12 protein-coding genes are annotated in these 14,277 nt (G+C 72.2%); 1 reads left to right on the top strand and 11 read right to left on the bottom strand.

Translation table 11 applies throughout. The features are described 5' to 3' along the window. Positions 1-2 precede the first annotated feature (2 nt). Positions 3-230 carry a DUF2188 domain-containing protein gene (locus tag D9C15_RS05105; protein ID WP_127996361.1) on the top strand — a complete coding sequence of 76 codons (228 nt, stop codon included), beginning with the start codon at positions 3-5 and terminating at the stop codon, positions 228-230. On the opposite strand, the gene D9C15_RS05100 is transcribed toward D9C15_RS05105, so the two are convergent. The 11 genes from D9C15_RS05100 to bchB are packed head-to-tail and all read right to left on the bottom strand — an operon-like array spanning position 199 to position 14,277. Beyond that, positions 199-2,142, bottom strand: coding sequence for a TIR domain-containing protein (locus D9C15_RS05100; protein WP_127996360.1), 1,944 nt, complete (start codon positions 2,140-2,142; stop codon positions 199-201). The two genes, D9C15_RS05105 and D9C15_RS05100, sit on opposite strands and share 32 nt — an antisense overlap. A gap of 39 nt (positions 2,143-2,181) precedes the next feature. After that, a complete protein-coding gene (puhE, locus tag D9C15_RS05095) occupies positions 2,182-2,955 on the bottom strand; it encodes a putative photosynthetic complex assembly protein PuhE (RefSeq protein WP_240668297.1) in 774 nt (257 codons plus the stop codon). Positions 2,956-2,960: 5 nt separating this feature from the next. Beyond that, positions 2,961-4,040 (bottom strand): magnesium-protoporphyrin IX monomethyl ester (oxidative) cyclase, encoded by a 1,080-nt coding sequence (gene acsF / locus D9C15_RS05090; RefSeq protein WP_127996358.1) that lies wholly within the window; start codon positions 4,038-4,040, stop codon positions 2,961-2,963. A gap of 14 nt (positions 4,041-4,054) precedes the next feature. Further along, positions 4,055-4,498: a photosynthetic complex assembly protein PuhC gene (puhC, locus tag D9C15_RS05085; protein WP_127996357.1), complete on the bottom strand. Its 444-nt coding sequence runs from the start codon at positions 4,496-4,498 to the stop codon at positions 4,055-4,057. A 5-nt stretch (positions 4,499-4,503) separates the two neighbouring features. Further along, positions 4,504-5,175, bottom strand: coding sequence for a photosynthetic complex putative assembly protein PuhB (gene puhB, locus D9C15_RS05080; protein WP_127996356.1), 672 nt, complete (start codon positions 5,173-5,175; stop codon positions 4,504-4,506). Continuing rightward, on the bottom strand, positions 5,172-5,933 hold the full coding sequence (gene puhA, locus D9C15_RS05075; RefSeq protein WP_127996355.1) for a photosynthetic reaction center subunit H: 762 nt from the start codon (positions 5,931-5,933) through the stop codon (positions 5,172-5,174). The genes puhB and puhA overlap by 4 nt, the downstream gene beginning before the upstream one ends. A gap of 27 nt (positions 5,934-5,960) precedes the next feature. Beyond that, on the bottom strand, positions 5,961-7,397 hold the full coding sequence (locus D9C15_RS05070) for a BCD family MFS transporter (RefSeq protein WP_127996354.1): 1,437 nt from the start codon (positions 7,395-7,397) through the stop codon (positions 5,961-5,963). Beyond that, positions 7,394-8,101 carry a magnesium protoporphyrin IX methyltransferase gene (gene bchM / locus D9C15_RS05065; protein ID WP_127996353.1) on the bottom strand — a complete coding sequence of 236 codons (708 nt, stop codon included), beginning with the start codon at positions 8,099-8,101 and terminating at the stop codon, positions 7,394-7,396. Before bchM ends, D9C15_RS05070 begins: the two co-directional genes overlap by 4 nt. Beyond that, positions 8,101-9,012, bottom strand: a complete 912-nt coding sequence (gene bchL, locus D9C15_RS05060) for a ferredoxin:protochlorophyllide reductase (ATP-dependent) iron-sulfur ATP-binding protein (RefSeq protein ID WP_127996352.1) — start codon at positions 9,010-9,012, stop codon at positions 8,101-8,103. Before bchL ends, bchM begins: the two co-directional genes overlap by 1 nt. Further along, positions 9,009-12,767 (bottom strand): magnesium chelatase subunit H, encoded by a 3,759-nt coding sequence (locus tag D9C15_RS05055; protein WP_127996351.1) that lies wholly within the window; start codon positions 12,765-12,767, stop codon positions 9,009-9,011. Before D9C15_RS05055 ends, bchL begins: the two co-directional genes overlap by 4 nt. Then, entirely contained in the window at positions 12,739-14,277 is a 1,539-nt protein-coding gene (bchB, locus tag D9C15_RS05050; RefSeq protein WP_127996350.1) for a ferredoxin:protochlorophyllide reductase (ATP-dependent) subunit B, read from the bottom strand. The genes D9C15_RS05055 and bchB overlap by 29 nt, the downstream gene beginning before the upstream one ends.

Raw genomic sequence — 14,277 nt, 5'->3', positions numbered from 1 at the left:
CCATGCCCTGGACCGAGTACCACTTCCCGCCGGCCATGAACCACCTGGACGAGCCGGTGCGCGCCAAGGCGATCGCCATCGCCAACGCCTTGCTGGCCGAGGGCCACGACGAGGGCATGGCGATCCGCGTGGGCATCGCCAAGGCGAAGGCGTGGGCCGCGCGCCGCGGCCAGGACGACGGGTACGGCGAGGTGCCGCTCAACCCGCCGTGGCCGCCGCCACTTCCTTGACCCGCGCGGCCGCGGCGTCGTCGCCCTCGGGCGGAATGCAGCGCACCAGCGCCTCGACGAGTTGCCGGCCGTCCGGCGTCGATTCGACCTGGATCGTCGTGACCGGCAGCGCGGCCTGCGCGGCGAGGCCGAGCGCGGAGCGCACCGCGGCCAGGTCGGTGCCCTGGCTGACGATGAACACGGTGCGCGCGAGCGCCCCGAGCTCGCGCAGCAGGCCCAGCTCGTAGGCGGTGCCCTGGCGCTCGGCGCTGAACTCGCTCAGGTCCACCACCACCGCGTGGCTGGCGTCGAGCAGGCGGCGCACCGCCTCCTTCCACAGGTCGTCGAAGCAGAGGAACTCGTTGACGCGGTAGCGCCCGTCGGGGTCCGGCGCCTCGTCCATCGCGACGACACGCTTGTTCAGCTCGTGCACGTTCGGCACGAACACGTACTTCATGCGCCCGCGCAGGTAGTTGGCGGCCTTGGCGGGGTCGATGGTGCGCTCGGCCACGTCGGCGCCGCCGATCAGCACGATCGGCCCGATGAAGCGCCAGCGGTACTCCAGCTCGTCGAGCAGGCGCTCGCCGCGGCGCTCGCGCGAGAACACGCGCAGCACGAGCAGGCGCTTGTTGCTGTCGAGCGGCTTCAGGCCGAACCGCGTCACGGCCCAGTAGACCACCAGGGCGAGCAGCGTGGCCCCCAGCAGCATCAGGTTCAGCGGGTCGTTGAGGTGGCGCGAGTCGTCCACCAGCGTGGTGACGCTCACCACCGCGCCGGCAACGCTGAACATCCAGCAGAAGACCTGGAACTGCGCGTCGCTGAAGACCTTCTGCGCATAGGCCAGGCCGATCCAGCTCAGCACGAACTGACGTGCCAGCCAGCCCAGGCCGACGGCCCCGGCCAGCAAGGCGAGGCTGGCCACCAGCTCGGGCGTGCCGGCCAGCTTTTCCACGGGGTCGGCGGAGATCTCCAGCAGCCCGAGCGCGGCGGCCAGCGCGGCGAAGTAGCCGGCCGCGAGCATCGGCGCGACGATGCGCCGCACGCGGTCGACCAGCGTGACGTAGCACAGGCCGATCGCCAGGGCGCCGACGACGCAGCCGAGGAACACGTGGGTGAACTCCTTGTCCGGCGCCAGCCCGGCGAACAGCACCAGCCCGGCCAGGCCGGCGAGCGTGAACAGCACGATGGACAGGACCCGGTGCTGCAGGCGCCAGGCCTGGAACGCGAGGCGACGCTGCAGCGGCACGCCGTGGCGCAGCGCCACGCCGGCGAGCGTGAGCGCGAGCACGATCAGCAGCGCGCGTGTCACGTGCACCAGCTGCTCGTCGGCCTCGACGTTGGCCACCATCGTCTGCATCGCGACCGCGGCGAAGGTCGCCGGCGCGAACCAGGTCCAAAACAGCCGGCCGAAGTTCGCCGCCGACACGCCGAGCAGCACCACCGGCCCGCTGAAGGAGGCGAACATCAGGAAGGACACCGCCAGCGAGAGCCCGGTGAACGCGGTCGAACGCGAGCCGCTGCCGAAGCCGATCAGCACCAGCGCTGCCGCCAGCGAGTAGACGATCACCACGCCGACCAGCACCACGAGCACGGCACGCCGGCGCGACTCCAGGCCCGCGAGCAGCGATGCGGCGTCCCAGCGCTGGGCGCTGGCCGGGCCGAACACGGCCAGCGAGGCCGCGCCCATCAGGCCGAGCAGGCTCTTCTGGTAGCGCCGCACGACGCGCCCGGCGCGCAGCTGGGCCGCGATCACGCACAGCAGGCCGATGGCCTTGAGCGCATCGCCGAGCGTGCCCGCCGCACCCGCGGTCACGCCGGAGGCGGCCGCCGACGCCGCCGATGCCGCTTCCGCCACGCCAGCCGCCGTGTCGGCGGTCTCGCCCGCGGCCTGCGCGAATGCACTGCACACGCCGACCAGGCAGGAGATGTCCATCGCGCCCTCCACCCCCGGCCGGTCCGGCCGGCCTGTGGCCTATTCTGCAGCGGCGCGGCTGCGCAGGCCCCAGCGCCACAGCCACTGCGAGGGCAGCGGCAGCATCATCAGCACGTGCTCGACGACGGCCAGCGTGCTCAGCATGGCCACCATGGTGGTGGAGATCGCGCCGAAGTGGCTGGTGCTCGGGGCCAGCGCGTGCTCCCACAGCGCCAGCGCGAGCGCGGCCGCGGCCAGCAGCGAGACCGGGAAGAAGCGGTTCATGTTGCGCTGGCGGAAGTAGCTGCCCAGGTGGCGCACCGGCTCGGGCAGGAACTCCTCGTTCAGGTTGCGCACGCCGAGGAAGACGTTCAGCTTGGCCGACAGCCGCATGACCCACAGGGTGGCGAAGGTGCAGGCGGCCACCGGGTTGCGTCCGCCCCAGGTGAGCGCGAGCACGGCGGCGAACAGCGCGAGCAGCGCCAGCTCGTGCCAGAGGATCGCCGCCAGCGCATGGCCCGCACGCGCCCAGCCGCGTGCACCCGGCGGGCAGGCCGTGCGGCGCGGGCCGGTGACGTAGCCCATCAGGAAGGCGAGCTCCTTCCAGGCCCAGATCAGGATCGTGCCGGTGAAGGCGAGGTAGGCGCCGGTGCTGCGCGTGTCGTCCGCGGTGACGGTGATGCCCACCAGCGCGATGGCCAGCAGGACCGTCGCCCACAGCATGGTCCACGGATGTGTCCAGCGCGGCAGCCCGTCGAGGAACAGGATCACGCCCGTGCCGGCCCACCACACGAACACCGTGTAGAGCGCCGGCAGCAGGTACTCGACGAGCATGCCGCTCACCAGGCCGGGGCCATGCGTGCGTGCCGGGGCAGCACGTTCGGGATCACCGGCAGGACATACAAGCGCGTGAAGGTGGCCAGCCCGGCGGCGGCCCACCAGCCGCGCGCCAGCGTGCCGAGCAGCCCGCCGCGCGCCTTGGCCGCGGCCGACTTGCGCGCGATCGCGTGGAGCCGCTCCATGCCGGCGCGGAAGGCCGGGGCGTCGATGTCCAGCGTGAACGGGAACACCTGCTTGCTGATCTCGTTGGTGATGCGGAACACGGTGTAGTCGTACTCGCTCGACTCCAGCCCCATCGCCGCGTGCAGCTGCGGGCGCATGTGGTCGCGCACGTACATCGTGGCGTAGACGGCCAGCAGGAAGAAGCGGATCCAGAGCTTGTTGCCGCCTTCGAGCAGCTGCGGGTGCGCGCGCATCAGCAGCGCGAACGATTCGCCGTGCCGGAATTCGTCGTTGCACCAGCGCTCGAACCAGCGAAAGATCGGGTGGAAGCGCTTGTCCGGGTGCCGCTCGAGCTGGCGGTAGATCGTGATGTAGCGCGCGTAGCCGATCTTCTCGGACAGATAGGTCGCGTAGTAGATGTACTTGGGCTTGAAGTAGGTGTAGCGCTTGGTGCGCTTGAGGCCGCCGAGGTCCACGCCGAGCCCGAAGTCCTTCAGCGACTGGTTGATGAAGCCGGCGTGGCGCGACTCGTCGCGCGCCATGTAGCGCATCAGCGCCTTGATGTCCGGGTTCTCGACGTGTTTCTGGATCTCGTTGTAGAGCACGCAGCCGGAGAACTCCGAGGTGATCGAGCTGATCAGGAAGTCGATGAACTCCTGGTGCAGCTCCGGCGGCAACTGCTTCAGCTCGGCGGCGAAGGCCTCGTCGCGCTGGAAGTGGTCGTGGTTGTTGTCGCCTTCGTACTCGGCCATCATCGCGTCCCACTGCTCGCGGATCGGCGAGACGTCGAGCCGGTCGAGCGCGGCGAAGTCGGTGGTGTAGAAGCGCGGTGCGAGCAGCGAGTCGGCGCGCGCGCGGTCGGTGGCCTGCTGGGAAAGCGCCTTGGTCGCCACGTCCGGGGTGGTCTGTTCGAGCATGCGTGTCTCCGTCGTCAGGGGGTGGGCAGCAGGCGCGCGAACACGGCTGCGTTGGTGGCACCGAAGGACTCGAGGTCGATGCGCCGGCCGGTGGCCGGGTCCTCGAGCGTCAGGCGCCCGTCGGCGCGCGCGCTGAGCCGGAACGGCGCGTCGGCGCCCACGCCCTGGCGCTTGCGCTCGCGCACCAGGCCGCGCACCGCGCTGCGCAGGAAGCCGTTGGTGCCGGGTTCGGCCCCGGCGATGGTGCGGCCGTCGCGGGCGTCGACGATCGCGATGCCGCCGTCGGTGCGGTCCTCGAAGCGCAGCTCGCGTGTGGAAACCGTGGGCGCGTCGTCCTGGTGGGCGGTGCCCCAGCCGGTCAGGCGCGCGGTGCCGGCCAGCAGCAGCGTGGCCAGCGCGAAGCCGGCCAGCGCCAGCAGCAGGCCGCGCGGCAGGGTCTCGTGCGCGTGGTCGTGCATGGTGTTCAGGCCGCCAGCGGCCGGGCCGTGGGCAAGGGGTGGTCGCCGGGCGCCGCGGCGGCCGGTGCGGCGCTCACCGTGCTGCTCGCCTGCGCGGCCGAGGCGGCCAGCGCGTCGGCGATGGTCTGCGCCACCATGCGCGCCTGCGGCAGCGCACGCAGCAGCGGCTGCGGCCGGCGCAGCTGCCAGGCGCGGGCATGCGGCCACAGGTGCAGCCAGGCGATGCGGTCGCGGCCCGACAGCGCCAGTGCGATGTCGCCGTGGCCGTCGCGCCGCAGGCGCAGTGCGGCCGACGCGATGGTCGAGTAAGGCAGGTTGAAGCTGACACTGAGCACCACGCCGATGCGCATCACGACGCGCCGGTCGGTGACGGTGTAGACCGTGGTGCGCGCCACCAGCCAGGCGAAGCCCGCCAGCAGCGCCAGCGCCGCGAGCGCCAGCGGCAGCACACCGGCCGCCGTCCACAGCGCACCGGGGAGGCTCGCGCCGGCCTGCAGCGCATCCGCACCGCGCCAGGCCAGCAGCACCACGAAGTACAGCGCGAACTTGCGCAGGTGCAGCGCCTCGACCGCGAGCACGCGCCAGGCCGGCGCACCCTGCCAGAGCAGGCGCTCGCCCGCGGGCAGCGGCTCCGGCAGGCCGCGCACCGCCTCGTGGTCGTGCTCGCTGACGTTCACAGCAGCGGCTCCGCCCGCTCGGCCGTCGCGTACAGCGTGCCGGCGCCGTAGTACGCGCCGATCTTCTCTTCCTCGTACAGCGTCACGGTGTTCGGCTGGCGCGGGGCCGGCGCGCCATCGAACTGGCTGCCGAGGATCGAGGCGACCATCACGCCGCGCTCGGTGATGCGCGAGAAGTTGATCGGCAGCAGCACGTTGCGGCCGCTCGTGGTGCTGACCTCGAGGTAGCGGAACACCGCCTCGGAGCGGTCGACCCACAGGTCACGCACCGTGCCGCCGCGCACGCCGTCGGCGCCCCAGACCGGCTTGCCGCGCGGATCCGGGTCCTGCGCGGCGACGCCGTAGTCCGGCGCATCGCGCAGCGGCACGATCTTCGGATCGCCGCCGTAGGTGACGTCCGGCACGTCGGCGCGGCGCGTGTACGAGCCGGGGCCGACGTTGTCGAGGAACGGGTTGCCGGTGGGCACCAGCGGTGCGCCGGGGAAGTTGCCCGCGGTGCGCGCGGCGATCGGCTCGCGGCCGATGCCGTCCTTGGGCACCGTGACCGTCTTGCCGCCGGGCAGCAGGAAGGTCTTGGGCGGCGGCACGGCCGGGAAGCCCTGCACGGTGATGCGGCCGGAGCGATCCGACTCGAGCGGGTAGCCCTCGCGCTTGTTCTCGCGGTGCAGGTACCAGACCAGCCCCGCGAAGAAGATCCAGAAACCGTACAGCGTGAGCTGCGCGACGTCGATGTAGGCAGTGATGGCACCGGTGGTCATATGCGACTCCTTGTCGACCGGAAGAACTCAGCCAGGAAACTCGGCCAGGCCGAAAGGCCGTGCCGGCGCGGACGTGTCCCGCGGCACGGCGCGCGCCGTGCACAGCGGGCCGAGCACGACCAGCGTGGCGAACAGCAACAGGATCTCGAGGTGGTACACGACGCTGTAGCCCACCGCGGGCTGGCTCAGCGCCTCGCCGAGCGCGCCGCTCGTGGCGAGGTGGCCCACGCCGTCGCGCAGCGCGCCGCCGGCGGCGGTGGCGATGCCGATGCAGCTGGCCTGCACCGCGCCCCAGGCGCCGATGGCCAGGCCGACGTGGCCGCCTTCGTCCAGCGCCATCGCGGCGGACAGCAAGGCGACCGAGAACAGCCCGCCGCCGAAGCCGATGCCGGTGGCGCCGGCGCGGAACAGCAGGGCCGAGCCGAGCGGCGCGGCGAAGATCACCGCGGCAAAGGACAGGATGCCCACCAGCACGCCGAGCGCCGCCAGGCGATGCGGGTCGGCACCGCGCGACAGGCGCCGCGCGGCCAGCGCAAACGCGGCCAGCGAACCGAGCGCGAGCAGCCCGGTCAGCAGCGAGGTGGCGCCCACCGGCAGCTGCAGCACCTCGCCGCCATAGGGCTCGAGCACGATGTCCTGCATGCTGAAGGCCGCGCTGCCCAGGCCGACGGCGACCAGGAAGCGCCGGGTCCGCCCGATGCGTACGAAGCTGCGCCAAGCGGCGCGGAAGTCCTCGGCCGGGCGGTCGTGGCGCGTGGCCTGCGGGTTGCGTGCCTCCTGCTTCCACAGCGCCACCAGGTTCAGCACCATCGTCGCCACCGCCGCGCCCTGCACCACCTGCACCAGGCGCAGCGGCGTGAAGGGCGTGAGCAGCAGGCCGAAGGCGAGGCTCGAGGCGGCCATGCCCACCAGCAGCATCACGAACATCAGCGCCACCACGCGCGGGCGCTGCGCCGGCGCGGCGAGGTCGGTGGCCAGCGCCAGCCCGGCGGTCTGCGTGGTGTGCAGTCCGGCGCCGGTGAGCAGGAAGGCCAACGCCGCGCCGACCAGGCCGATCCAGGCCGGACCGTGGCCACCGCCGCTGAGCACCAGCAGCGCGAACGGCATGATCGCGAGGCCACCGAACTGCAGCAGCGTGCCGAACCACAGGTAGGGCACGCGCTTCCAGCCGAGGTGGCTGCGGTGCGTGTCGGAGCGGAAGCCGATCAGCGAGCGCAGCGGCGCGAACAGCACCGGCAGCGCGACCATCGCCGCCACCAGCCAGGCCGGCACGCCGAGTTCGACGATCATCACCCGGTTCAGCGTGCCCACCAGCAGCGCCAGCGCCATGCCCACCGACACCTGGAACAGCGCCAGCCGCAGCAGCCGCGCCAGCGGCAGCTCCGCGCTCGCCACGTCGGCGAACGGCAGGAACTGCGGGCCGACGTGCAGCCACGCGCGGGCGAGGCGCTGGTTCACGCTCATGTCGTTCGCAGCTCCATGGCCTGCGAGGTGTAGAAGCCGCTGGCCACGCGGGCGCTGCGCGCGGCGTGCCACTGCGGCAGCGACTGCGCCAGTTCGCGGCGCAATGCACCCTCGGCCACCGGCTCGATCGCCGGCGCGCGGTCGCCGCGCGGGAACCAGCGGCCGACCGCGTGCATCGCGGCCAGCGCCGGTGTGCGCGGCGCGAAGGTGAACAGCATCGAACCCCGGACCCGCGGCGCCCAGGCGGAGAGCGCGCGCACGGCATCGGCGGTCTCGTAATGGATCAGCGAGTCCATCGCGACCACGTGGTCGAACGTGCCGAGCTCGGCCGACAGCATGTCGCCGGCGCGGAACTCGATGTGGCCGCCGTTGCCGAACACGTCAAGGTGCTGCGCCAGGCGCTGCCAGGCCAGCTCGACGAGCGTGGCCGACAGGTCGATCGCCAGCACGCTCGCGCCGCGCCGCGCCGCCGCGACGGCGAAGGCACCGGTGCCGCAGCCGGCGTCGAGGATGCGCGCGCCGTGCAGGTCTTCGGGCAGCCAGTCGAGCAGGGTGGCGCGCATGCGCTCGCGGCCGGCGCGTACCGTGGCGCGGATGCGGCCGACCGGCGCATCGGACGTGAGCCGCGCCCAGGCCTGCACCGCGGTGCGGTCGAAGTAGTGCTCGATCTCGCCTCTCCGGTGGGTGTAGCTCTGGTGTTCCATCAGTCGAATCCCAGCAGGTCGAAGATGTCGCGGTCCTTCATCGGCACCGCGGAAAGCGGATCGCTGCCGGCCCACAGCGCGGCGGCGAGACGCAGGTATTCCTTCTGCACCGCCTCCAGTTCCGGCGACGGGTCCATCTCGAACAGCGTGGCCTTCTTCAGCCGGCTGCGTCGGATCACGTCCAGGTCAGGGAAGTGCGCCATCGTCTTCAGGCCGATGCGCTCGTTGAACTTGTCGATCTGGTCGGTGGCCGCGCTGCGGTTGGCGATCACGCCGCCCAGGCGCACCTGGTAGTTCTTCGCCTTCGCGCCGATCGCCTGCACGATGCGGTTCATCGCGAAGATCGAGTCGAAGTCGTTCGCGGTGACGATCAGCGCGCGGTCGGCGTGCTGCAGCGGCGCGGCGAAGCCGCCGCAGACCACGTCGCCCAGCACGTCGAAGATCACCACGTCGGTGTCGTCGAGCAGGTGGTGCTCCTTGAGCAGCTTGACGGTCTGGCCCACCACGTAGCCGCCGCAGCCGGTGCCGGCCGGCGGGCCGCCGGCCTCGACGCACATCACGCCGTTGTAGCCGGGGAAGACGAAGTCCTCGGCGCGCAGTTCCTCGGCGTGGAAGTCGACGCTCTCGAGCACGTCGATCACCGTGGGCATCAGCTTCTTGGTGAGCGTGAAGGTCGAGTCGTGCTTGGGGTCGCAGCCGATCTGCAGCACGCGCTTGCCGAGCTTGCTGAAGGCGACGCTCAGGTTCGACGAGGTGGTGCTCTTGCCGATGCCGCCCTTGCCGTAGATGGCGAACACCTTGGCGGTGCCGATCTTCAGGGCCGGGTCGAGCTGGACCTGCACGCTGCCTTCGCCGTCCGGGCGCGGGCCGCGGCGGATCGCTCCGACGGGAATGGTGGCGGTTTCGGTCATGCGGCGGCCCTCTGGGTGGTCGGTGTGAAGACGCCCTCGAGCCGGTCTTCCAGCTCCTCGCCGGCGCGCCGCAGCGCGTCCAGCATCTGGGCGTCGGGTTGCCAGTACTGGCGGTCGCAGGCCTCGAGCAGGCGGTTGGCCACCTTGGCCGAGGCGGTGGGGTTCAGCGCGGCGAGGCGCTCGCGCATCGCCGGGTCGAGCATGAAGGTCTCGGTCAGCTCGCGGTAGACCCAGGGTGCGACCTGGCCGGTGGTGGCCGACCAGCCCATGGTGTTGGTGACGTGCAGCTCGATCTGCCGCACGCCTTCGTAGCCGTGGGCGAGCAGGCCTTCGTACCACTTCGGGTTCAGCACGCGGGTGCGGGTTTCGAGCGCCACCTGCTCGGCCAGCGTGCGCACGGTGCCGCTGCCGGCATCGCGGGTCTGGTCGCCGATGTAGACCGGGGTGTCGCTGCCGCCGCCCTTCGCTCTCTGCACCGCGCGGTGGATGCCGCCCAGCGTGTCGAAGTAGGTGTCGATGGTCGTCACGCCGAGCTCGACCGAATCGAGGTTCTGGTAGGCCAGCTCGACGCTCGCCAGCACGCTCTTGAGCAGCGCGGCGCGCTGTACCGGCCGGCCGCTGCGGCCGTAGGCGAAGCCCTTGCGGCGCGTGAAGGTCTCGGCCAGCTCGTCGCCGTCATCCCAGCGGCTGCTGTCGATCAGGTGGTTGACGTTCGCGCCGTACGCCCCCTCGGCGTTGCCGAACACCCGCAGCGCGGCGGTCTCGAGGTCGCAGCCCTGCTCGCGCTGGTGGGCGAGGGCGTGCTTGCGCACGAAGTTCTGCGCCTCGGGTTCGTCGGCCGCGGCGGCGAGGTAGGCGGCTTCGGCCAGCAGCTTGATCTGCAGCGGCAGCAGGTCGCGGAAGATGCCCGAGAGGGTGACCATCACGTCGATGCGCGGGCGCGCCAGTTCGGCCAGCGGGATCAGCTCGGCGCCGGCGAGGCGGCCGTAGGCGTCGAAGCGCGGCTTCGCGCCCATCAGTGCGAGTGCCTGGGCGATCGGCGCACCTTCGGTCTTCAGGTTGTCGGTGCCCCACAGCACCAGCGCGACGGACTCCGGCAGCGCATGGCCGTCGGCCACATGGCGCTCGAGCAGGCGCTCGGCCTGGCGCGCGCCGTCCTGCACCGCGTAGGCGCTCGGCAGGCGGAAGGGGTCGAAGCCGTGCAGGTTGCGCCCGGTGGGCAGCACCTGCGGGTTGCGCAGCAGGTCGCCGCCCGGGGCCGGGCGCACGAAGCGGCCGTCGAGCGCGCGCAGGATGCCGGCGAGTTCGTGGTCCTGCTTCAGAAGGTGATCGGTCTCGGCGAGCTGCTGCTCGAGCGGCGTGGCCGGCGCGCGGCCGGCGACCAGCGATTCGATCGTCGCGCGCGCGGGGTGCTCGCCGTGGCTCGCCTCGGCGACGGCGAGCAGCAGGTCGACGCGCTGCGCCGCGTCCGGCGTGCGGCCGACGACGTGTAGGCCGTGCGGGATCAGCGTGACCTCGAGCTCGAGCACGGCGTTCTGCAACTGCTCGATCTGCGCGGTGGCGTCGGCCCAGGCCGGCTCGGCGGCGCACAGCTCGAGTGCGGTGGCCTGCGACTGCACCAGCACCGCGAGGGCGTCGCGTTCGTGCCGGGCCTCCGGCGGCAGCGCGCGCCAGCGCTCCAGGCTCGCCTTCAGGTCCGCGAGGCCGCGGTACAGCCCGGCCTGCGTGACCGGCGGCGTCAGGTAGCTGATCAGCGTGGCGCCGGCGCGGCGTTTGGCGATCGTGCCCTCGCTCGGGTTGTTCGAGGCGTACAGGTAGAAGTTGGGCAGGTCGCCGATCAGGCGGTCGGGCCAGCAGTCGCCGGAGAGCCCCGTCTGCTTGCCGGGCATGAACTCGAGCGCGCCGTGGGTGCCGAAGTGCAGCACCGCGTCGGCGCCGAAATCCTCGCGCAGCCAGCGGTAGAAGGCGCTGAAGGCATGTGTGGGCGCGAAGCCGCGCTCGAACAGCAGCCGCATCGGGTCGCCCTCGTAGCCCATGCCCGGCTGGATGCCGACGAACACGTTGCCGAAGCGCTCGCCCAGCACCCAGATGGAGCGGCCGTCGGCCAGCTGCTTGCCCGGCGCCGGGCCCCATTGCGCCTCGATCGCCTTCAGCCAGCGCTCGCGGCGCACGTGCTCGTCCACCGGGATGCGCGCGTGCACGTTGGCCGGCGCGCCGAAGCGCTGCGCGTTGCCGCTGATCAGGCGCTCGCGCAGGTCGTCCACCGAGGCCGGCAGCTCGACGGTGTAGCCCTCGCGCTGCAGCGCCTGCAGCGTGTTGAAGAGCGACTCGAACACGCCGAGGTGCGCGGCCGTGCCGGTGTTGCCGGCATTGGGCGGGAAGTTGAACAGCACCGCGGCGACCTTGCGCGTCGCGCGCTCGCCGCGACGCAGGTCGACCAGCCGCGCCACGCGGGCCGCGAGCGCATCGGCGCGCTCGCTGCACACCTGCATGTCGTGGCCGTCGTCGTCGTGCTCGAAGCGGCAGTGCCGCGCGCAGCCCTGGCACTCGGCATGGCCGGTGTCGGTGCGGCCGCCGAACACCATCGTGCCGGTGGAGCCGTCGAGCTCGGGGATCGCGACCATCATGGTCGATTCGACCGGCATCAACCCGCGCTCCGAGCCGCCCCATTGCTGCAGGGTCTGGAACTCGACCGGGGTGACCGAGAGGCAGGGCACGTCCAGTTCGGCCAGCACCTGCTCGGCCGCGCCGGCATCGTTGTAGGCCGGGCCGCCGACCAGCGAGAAGCCGGTCAGCGAGACCACCGCGTCGACCACGCTGCGGCCGTCGCGCCGGAAGTAGCGCTCGATCGCCGGGCGCGCGTCCAGGCCGCTCGCGAAGGCGGGCAGTACACGCAGGCCGCGGGCCTCGAGCGCGGTGATCACGCCGTCGTAGTGGGCGCTGTTGCCCGCCAGCAGGTACGAGCGCATCAGCAGCAGGCCGACGCTGCCGCGCTGGCCGCTGACGGCCACGCGCGGCAGGGCGGCCGGATCCTCGGTCAGGCGCGGATCCATGCGCGGGTGGTACAGCCCCACCTCGGGGTACTCGATCGGCGCGCCCGGCTTGGACAGTCCGCGCAGCCCGCGCCGCGGGCCCTCGGCGTAGCGGTCCACCAGCGTGTGCACCAGGTGCGCCAGGTTCTCCTCGGAGCCGGCCAGCCAGTACTGCAGCACCAGGAAGTAGACCCGCACGTCCTGCGCGGTGCCGGGGATGAAGCGCAGCAGCTGCGGCAGGCGGCGCAGCATCGCCATCTGGCGCGCGCCGGCACTGGCCGCCTTGTCCTGGCCCTCGCTGCTCTTGCCGCGCAGGCGCTTGAGCAGCGCGAGCATCGGGCTGGCCGGGGCGGACATGTCGAACTTGCCCAGCCGCGTGAGCCGCGCCACCTCGCCGGCGCACATCGCGCAGACCATCGCGTCGCACTGCTCGCGGCGCGCCTTCAGCGCCGCCAGCACGGGCACGAAATGCTCCTCCATGAAGAGCATGGTCACGATGACGATGTCGCCGGCAGCGATGTCGTCGAGGCAATGCTGCAGGCGCCGCGGGTCCTCGCCCCATTCGGCCGCGGCGTGCACCGCGAGCTGCAGGCCGGGCAGCACCCTGGCCAGGCGCCGGCGCGCGGCGGCAGCGGCCGTCAGCAGGTGGCTGTCCATCGTGACGAGCACGACGCGCATCGGCGTGCCCCTGGGTTCAGCGGCTGAAGTGGGCCTTGGCTTCATACAAGGTCTCCAGCGTGATCGTGGCCAGCCCGCGATCGCTCGCGTAGCGCTCGGTGTTGCGGCGGGCCTTGCCGCGCACGAAGAACGGGATCTTGCGCAGCTCGTGCTCGGCGTCGGTGGTCCACCGGGTCGTCGACGGCACGGCCGGCACGGGGTCGGCCGAGGCGCTCTGCTCGACCGGCAGCGCGGCGCGGCCGAGGTGCGAGGGCGCGGCGCCTTCGTGGAACTCGAAGTCGTCTCGGAACATGCGCAGCAGGTGTTCCTCCAGGCCCATCATCAGCGGGGCGACCCAGGTGTCGAACAGCACGTTCGCACCCTCGAAGCCCATCTGCGGCGAGTGGCGCGCCGGGAAGTCCTGCACGTGCACCGGGGCGGAGATCACCGCGCAGGGCAGCCCGAGCCGCTTGGCGACGTGGCGCTCCATCTGCGTGCCCAGCACCAGCTCGGGCTGCGCGGCGGCGATGGCAGCCTCGACCTCGAGGTAGTCGTCGCTAATCAGCGGCTCGACACCGTAACCCTTGGCCGCCTCGCGCAGCTCGCGTGCGAACTCGCGGCTGTAGGTGCCCAGGCCCACGACCTGCAGCCCGAGCTCGGACGAGGCCACGCGCGCCGCGGCGACGGCATGCGTCGCGTCGCCGAACACGAACACGCGCTTGTTGGTGAGGTAGGTGGAGTCGACCGAGCGGCTGTACCAGGTGGCGCGGGCTTCTTCCTCGGCCAGCAGCGCCGTCGCGTCGACCTGCGCGAGCCCGGCCACCTCGGCGATGAAGGCGCGCGTGGCCTGCACGCCGATCGGCACCGTGCGGGTGAAGGGCTGGCCGTGCTGGCGCTGCAGGAACTGCGCCGCGGTGGCGGCGATCTCGGGGTAGAGCACGACGTTGAAGTCGGCCTCGGGCAGGCGCGCCAGGTCGGCCGGGCTCGCGCCCCAGGGCGCGACCACGTTCACCGCGATGCCAAGCCGGCCGAGCAGGCCGCGGATCTCCTGCAGGTCGTCGCGGTGGCGGAAGCCGAGCGCGGTGGGGCCGAGGATGTTGCAGCGTGGCGCCCGTCCTTCGGTCTTCGGCGCCGGCGGCGCGGCCAGCGCCCGCACCAGCCGGTAGAAGGTCTCGGCCGCGCCCCAGTTCTCCTTGCGCTGGTAGGCCGGCAGCTCGAGCGGGATCACCGGGATGCTCAGGTTCAGCGCGGCGGCCAGGCCACCCGGGTCGTCCTGGATCAGCTCGGCGGTGCACGAGGCGCCCACCAGCAGTGCCTGCGGCGCGAAGCGCTCGACGGCCTCGCGCGCCGCGGTCTTGAACAGCTCGGCGGTGTCGCCGCCGAGGTCACGCGCCTGGAAGGTGGTGTAGGTCACCGGCGGCCGGCGCGGCAGCCGCTCGATCATCGTGAACAGCAGGTCGGCGTAGGTGTCGCCCTGCGGTGCGTGCAGCACGTAGTGCAGTTCGCGCATCGCGGTGGCGACCCGCATCGCGCCGACGTGCGGCGGGCCTTCGTAGGTCCAGAGGGTGAGCTGCAT

Source organism: Piscinibacter defluvii (assembly GCF_004011805.1).
Classification (GTDB): domain Bacteria; phylum Pseudomonadota; class Gammaproteobacteria; order Burkholderiales; family Burkholderiaceae_C; genus Piscinibacter; species Piscinibacter defluvii.
This window is presented reverse-complemented; position numbering and strand designations above follow the sequence as displayed.

What these genes read in the sequence shown, in the direction of transcription:
- D9C15_RS05105 (WP_127996361.1), top strand. Translation starts at nt 3, where the DNA reads ATGCCCTGGACCGAGTACCACTTCCCGCCGGCCATGAACCACCTGGAC.
- D9C15_RS05100 (WP_127996360.1), bottom strand. Translation starts at nt 2,142, where the DNA reads ATGGACATCTCCTGCCTGGTCGGCGTGTGCAGTGCATTCGCGCAGGCC.
- puhE (WP_240668297.1), bottom strand. Translation starts at nt 2,955, where the DNA reads ATGCTCGTCGAGTACCTGCTGCCGGCGCTCTACACGGTGTTCGTGTGG.
- acsF (WP_127996358.1), bottom strand. Translation starts at nt 4,040, where the DNA reads ATGCTCGAACAGACCACCCCGGACGTGGCGACCAAGGCGCTTTCCCAG.
- puhC (WP_127996357.1), bottom strand. Translation starts at nt 4,498, where the DNA reads ATGCACGACCACGCGCACGAGACCCTGCCGCGCGGCCTGCTGCTGGCG.
- puhA (WP_127996355.1), bottom strand. Translation starts at nt 5,933, where the DNA reads ATGACCACCGGTGCCATCACTGCCTACATCGACGTCGCGCAGCTCACG.
- D9C15_RS05070 (WP_127996354.1), bottom strand. Translation starts at nt 7,397, where the DNA reads ATGAGCGTGAACCAGCGCCTCGCCCGCGCGTGGCTGCACGTCGGCCCG.
- bchM (WP_127996353.1), bottom strand. Translation starts at nt 8,101, where the DNA reads ATGGAACACCAGAGCTACACCCACCGGAGAGGCGAGATCGAGCACTAC.
- bchL (WP_127996352.1), bottom strand. Translation starts at nt 9,012, where the DNA reads ATGACCGAAACCGCCACCATTCCCGTCGGAGCGATCCGCCGCGGCCCG.
- D9C15_RS05055 (WP_127996351.1), bottom strand. Translation starts at nt 12,767, where the DNA reads ATGAAGCCAAGGCCCACTTCAGCCGCTGAACCCAGGGGCACGCCGATG.
- bchB (WP_127996350.1), bottom strand. Translation starts at nt 14,277, where the DNA reads ATGCAGCTCACCCTCTGGACCTACGAAGGCCCGCCGCACGTCGGCGCG.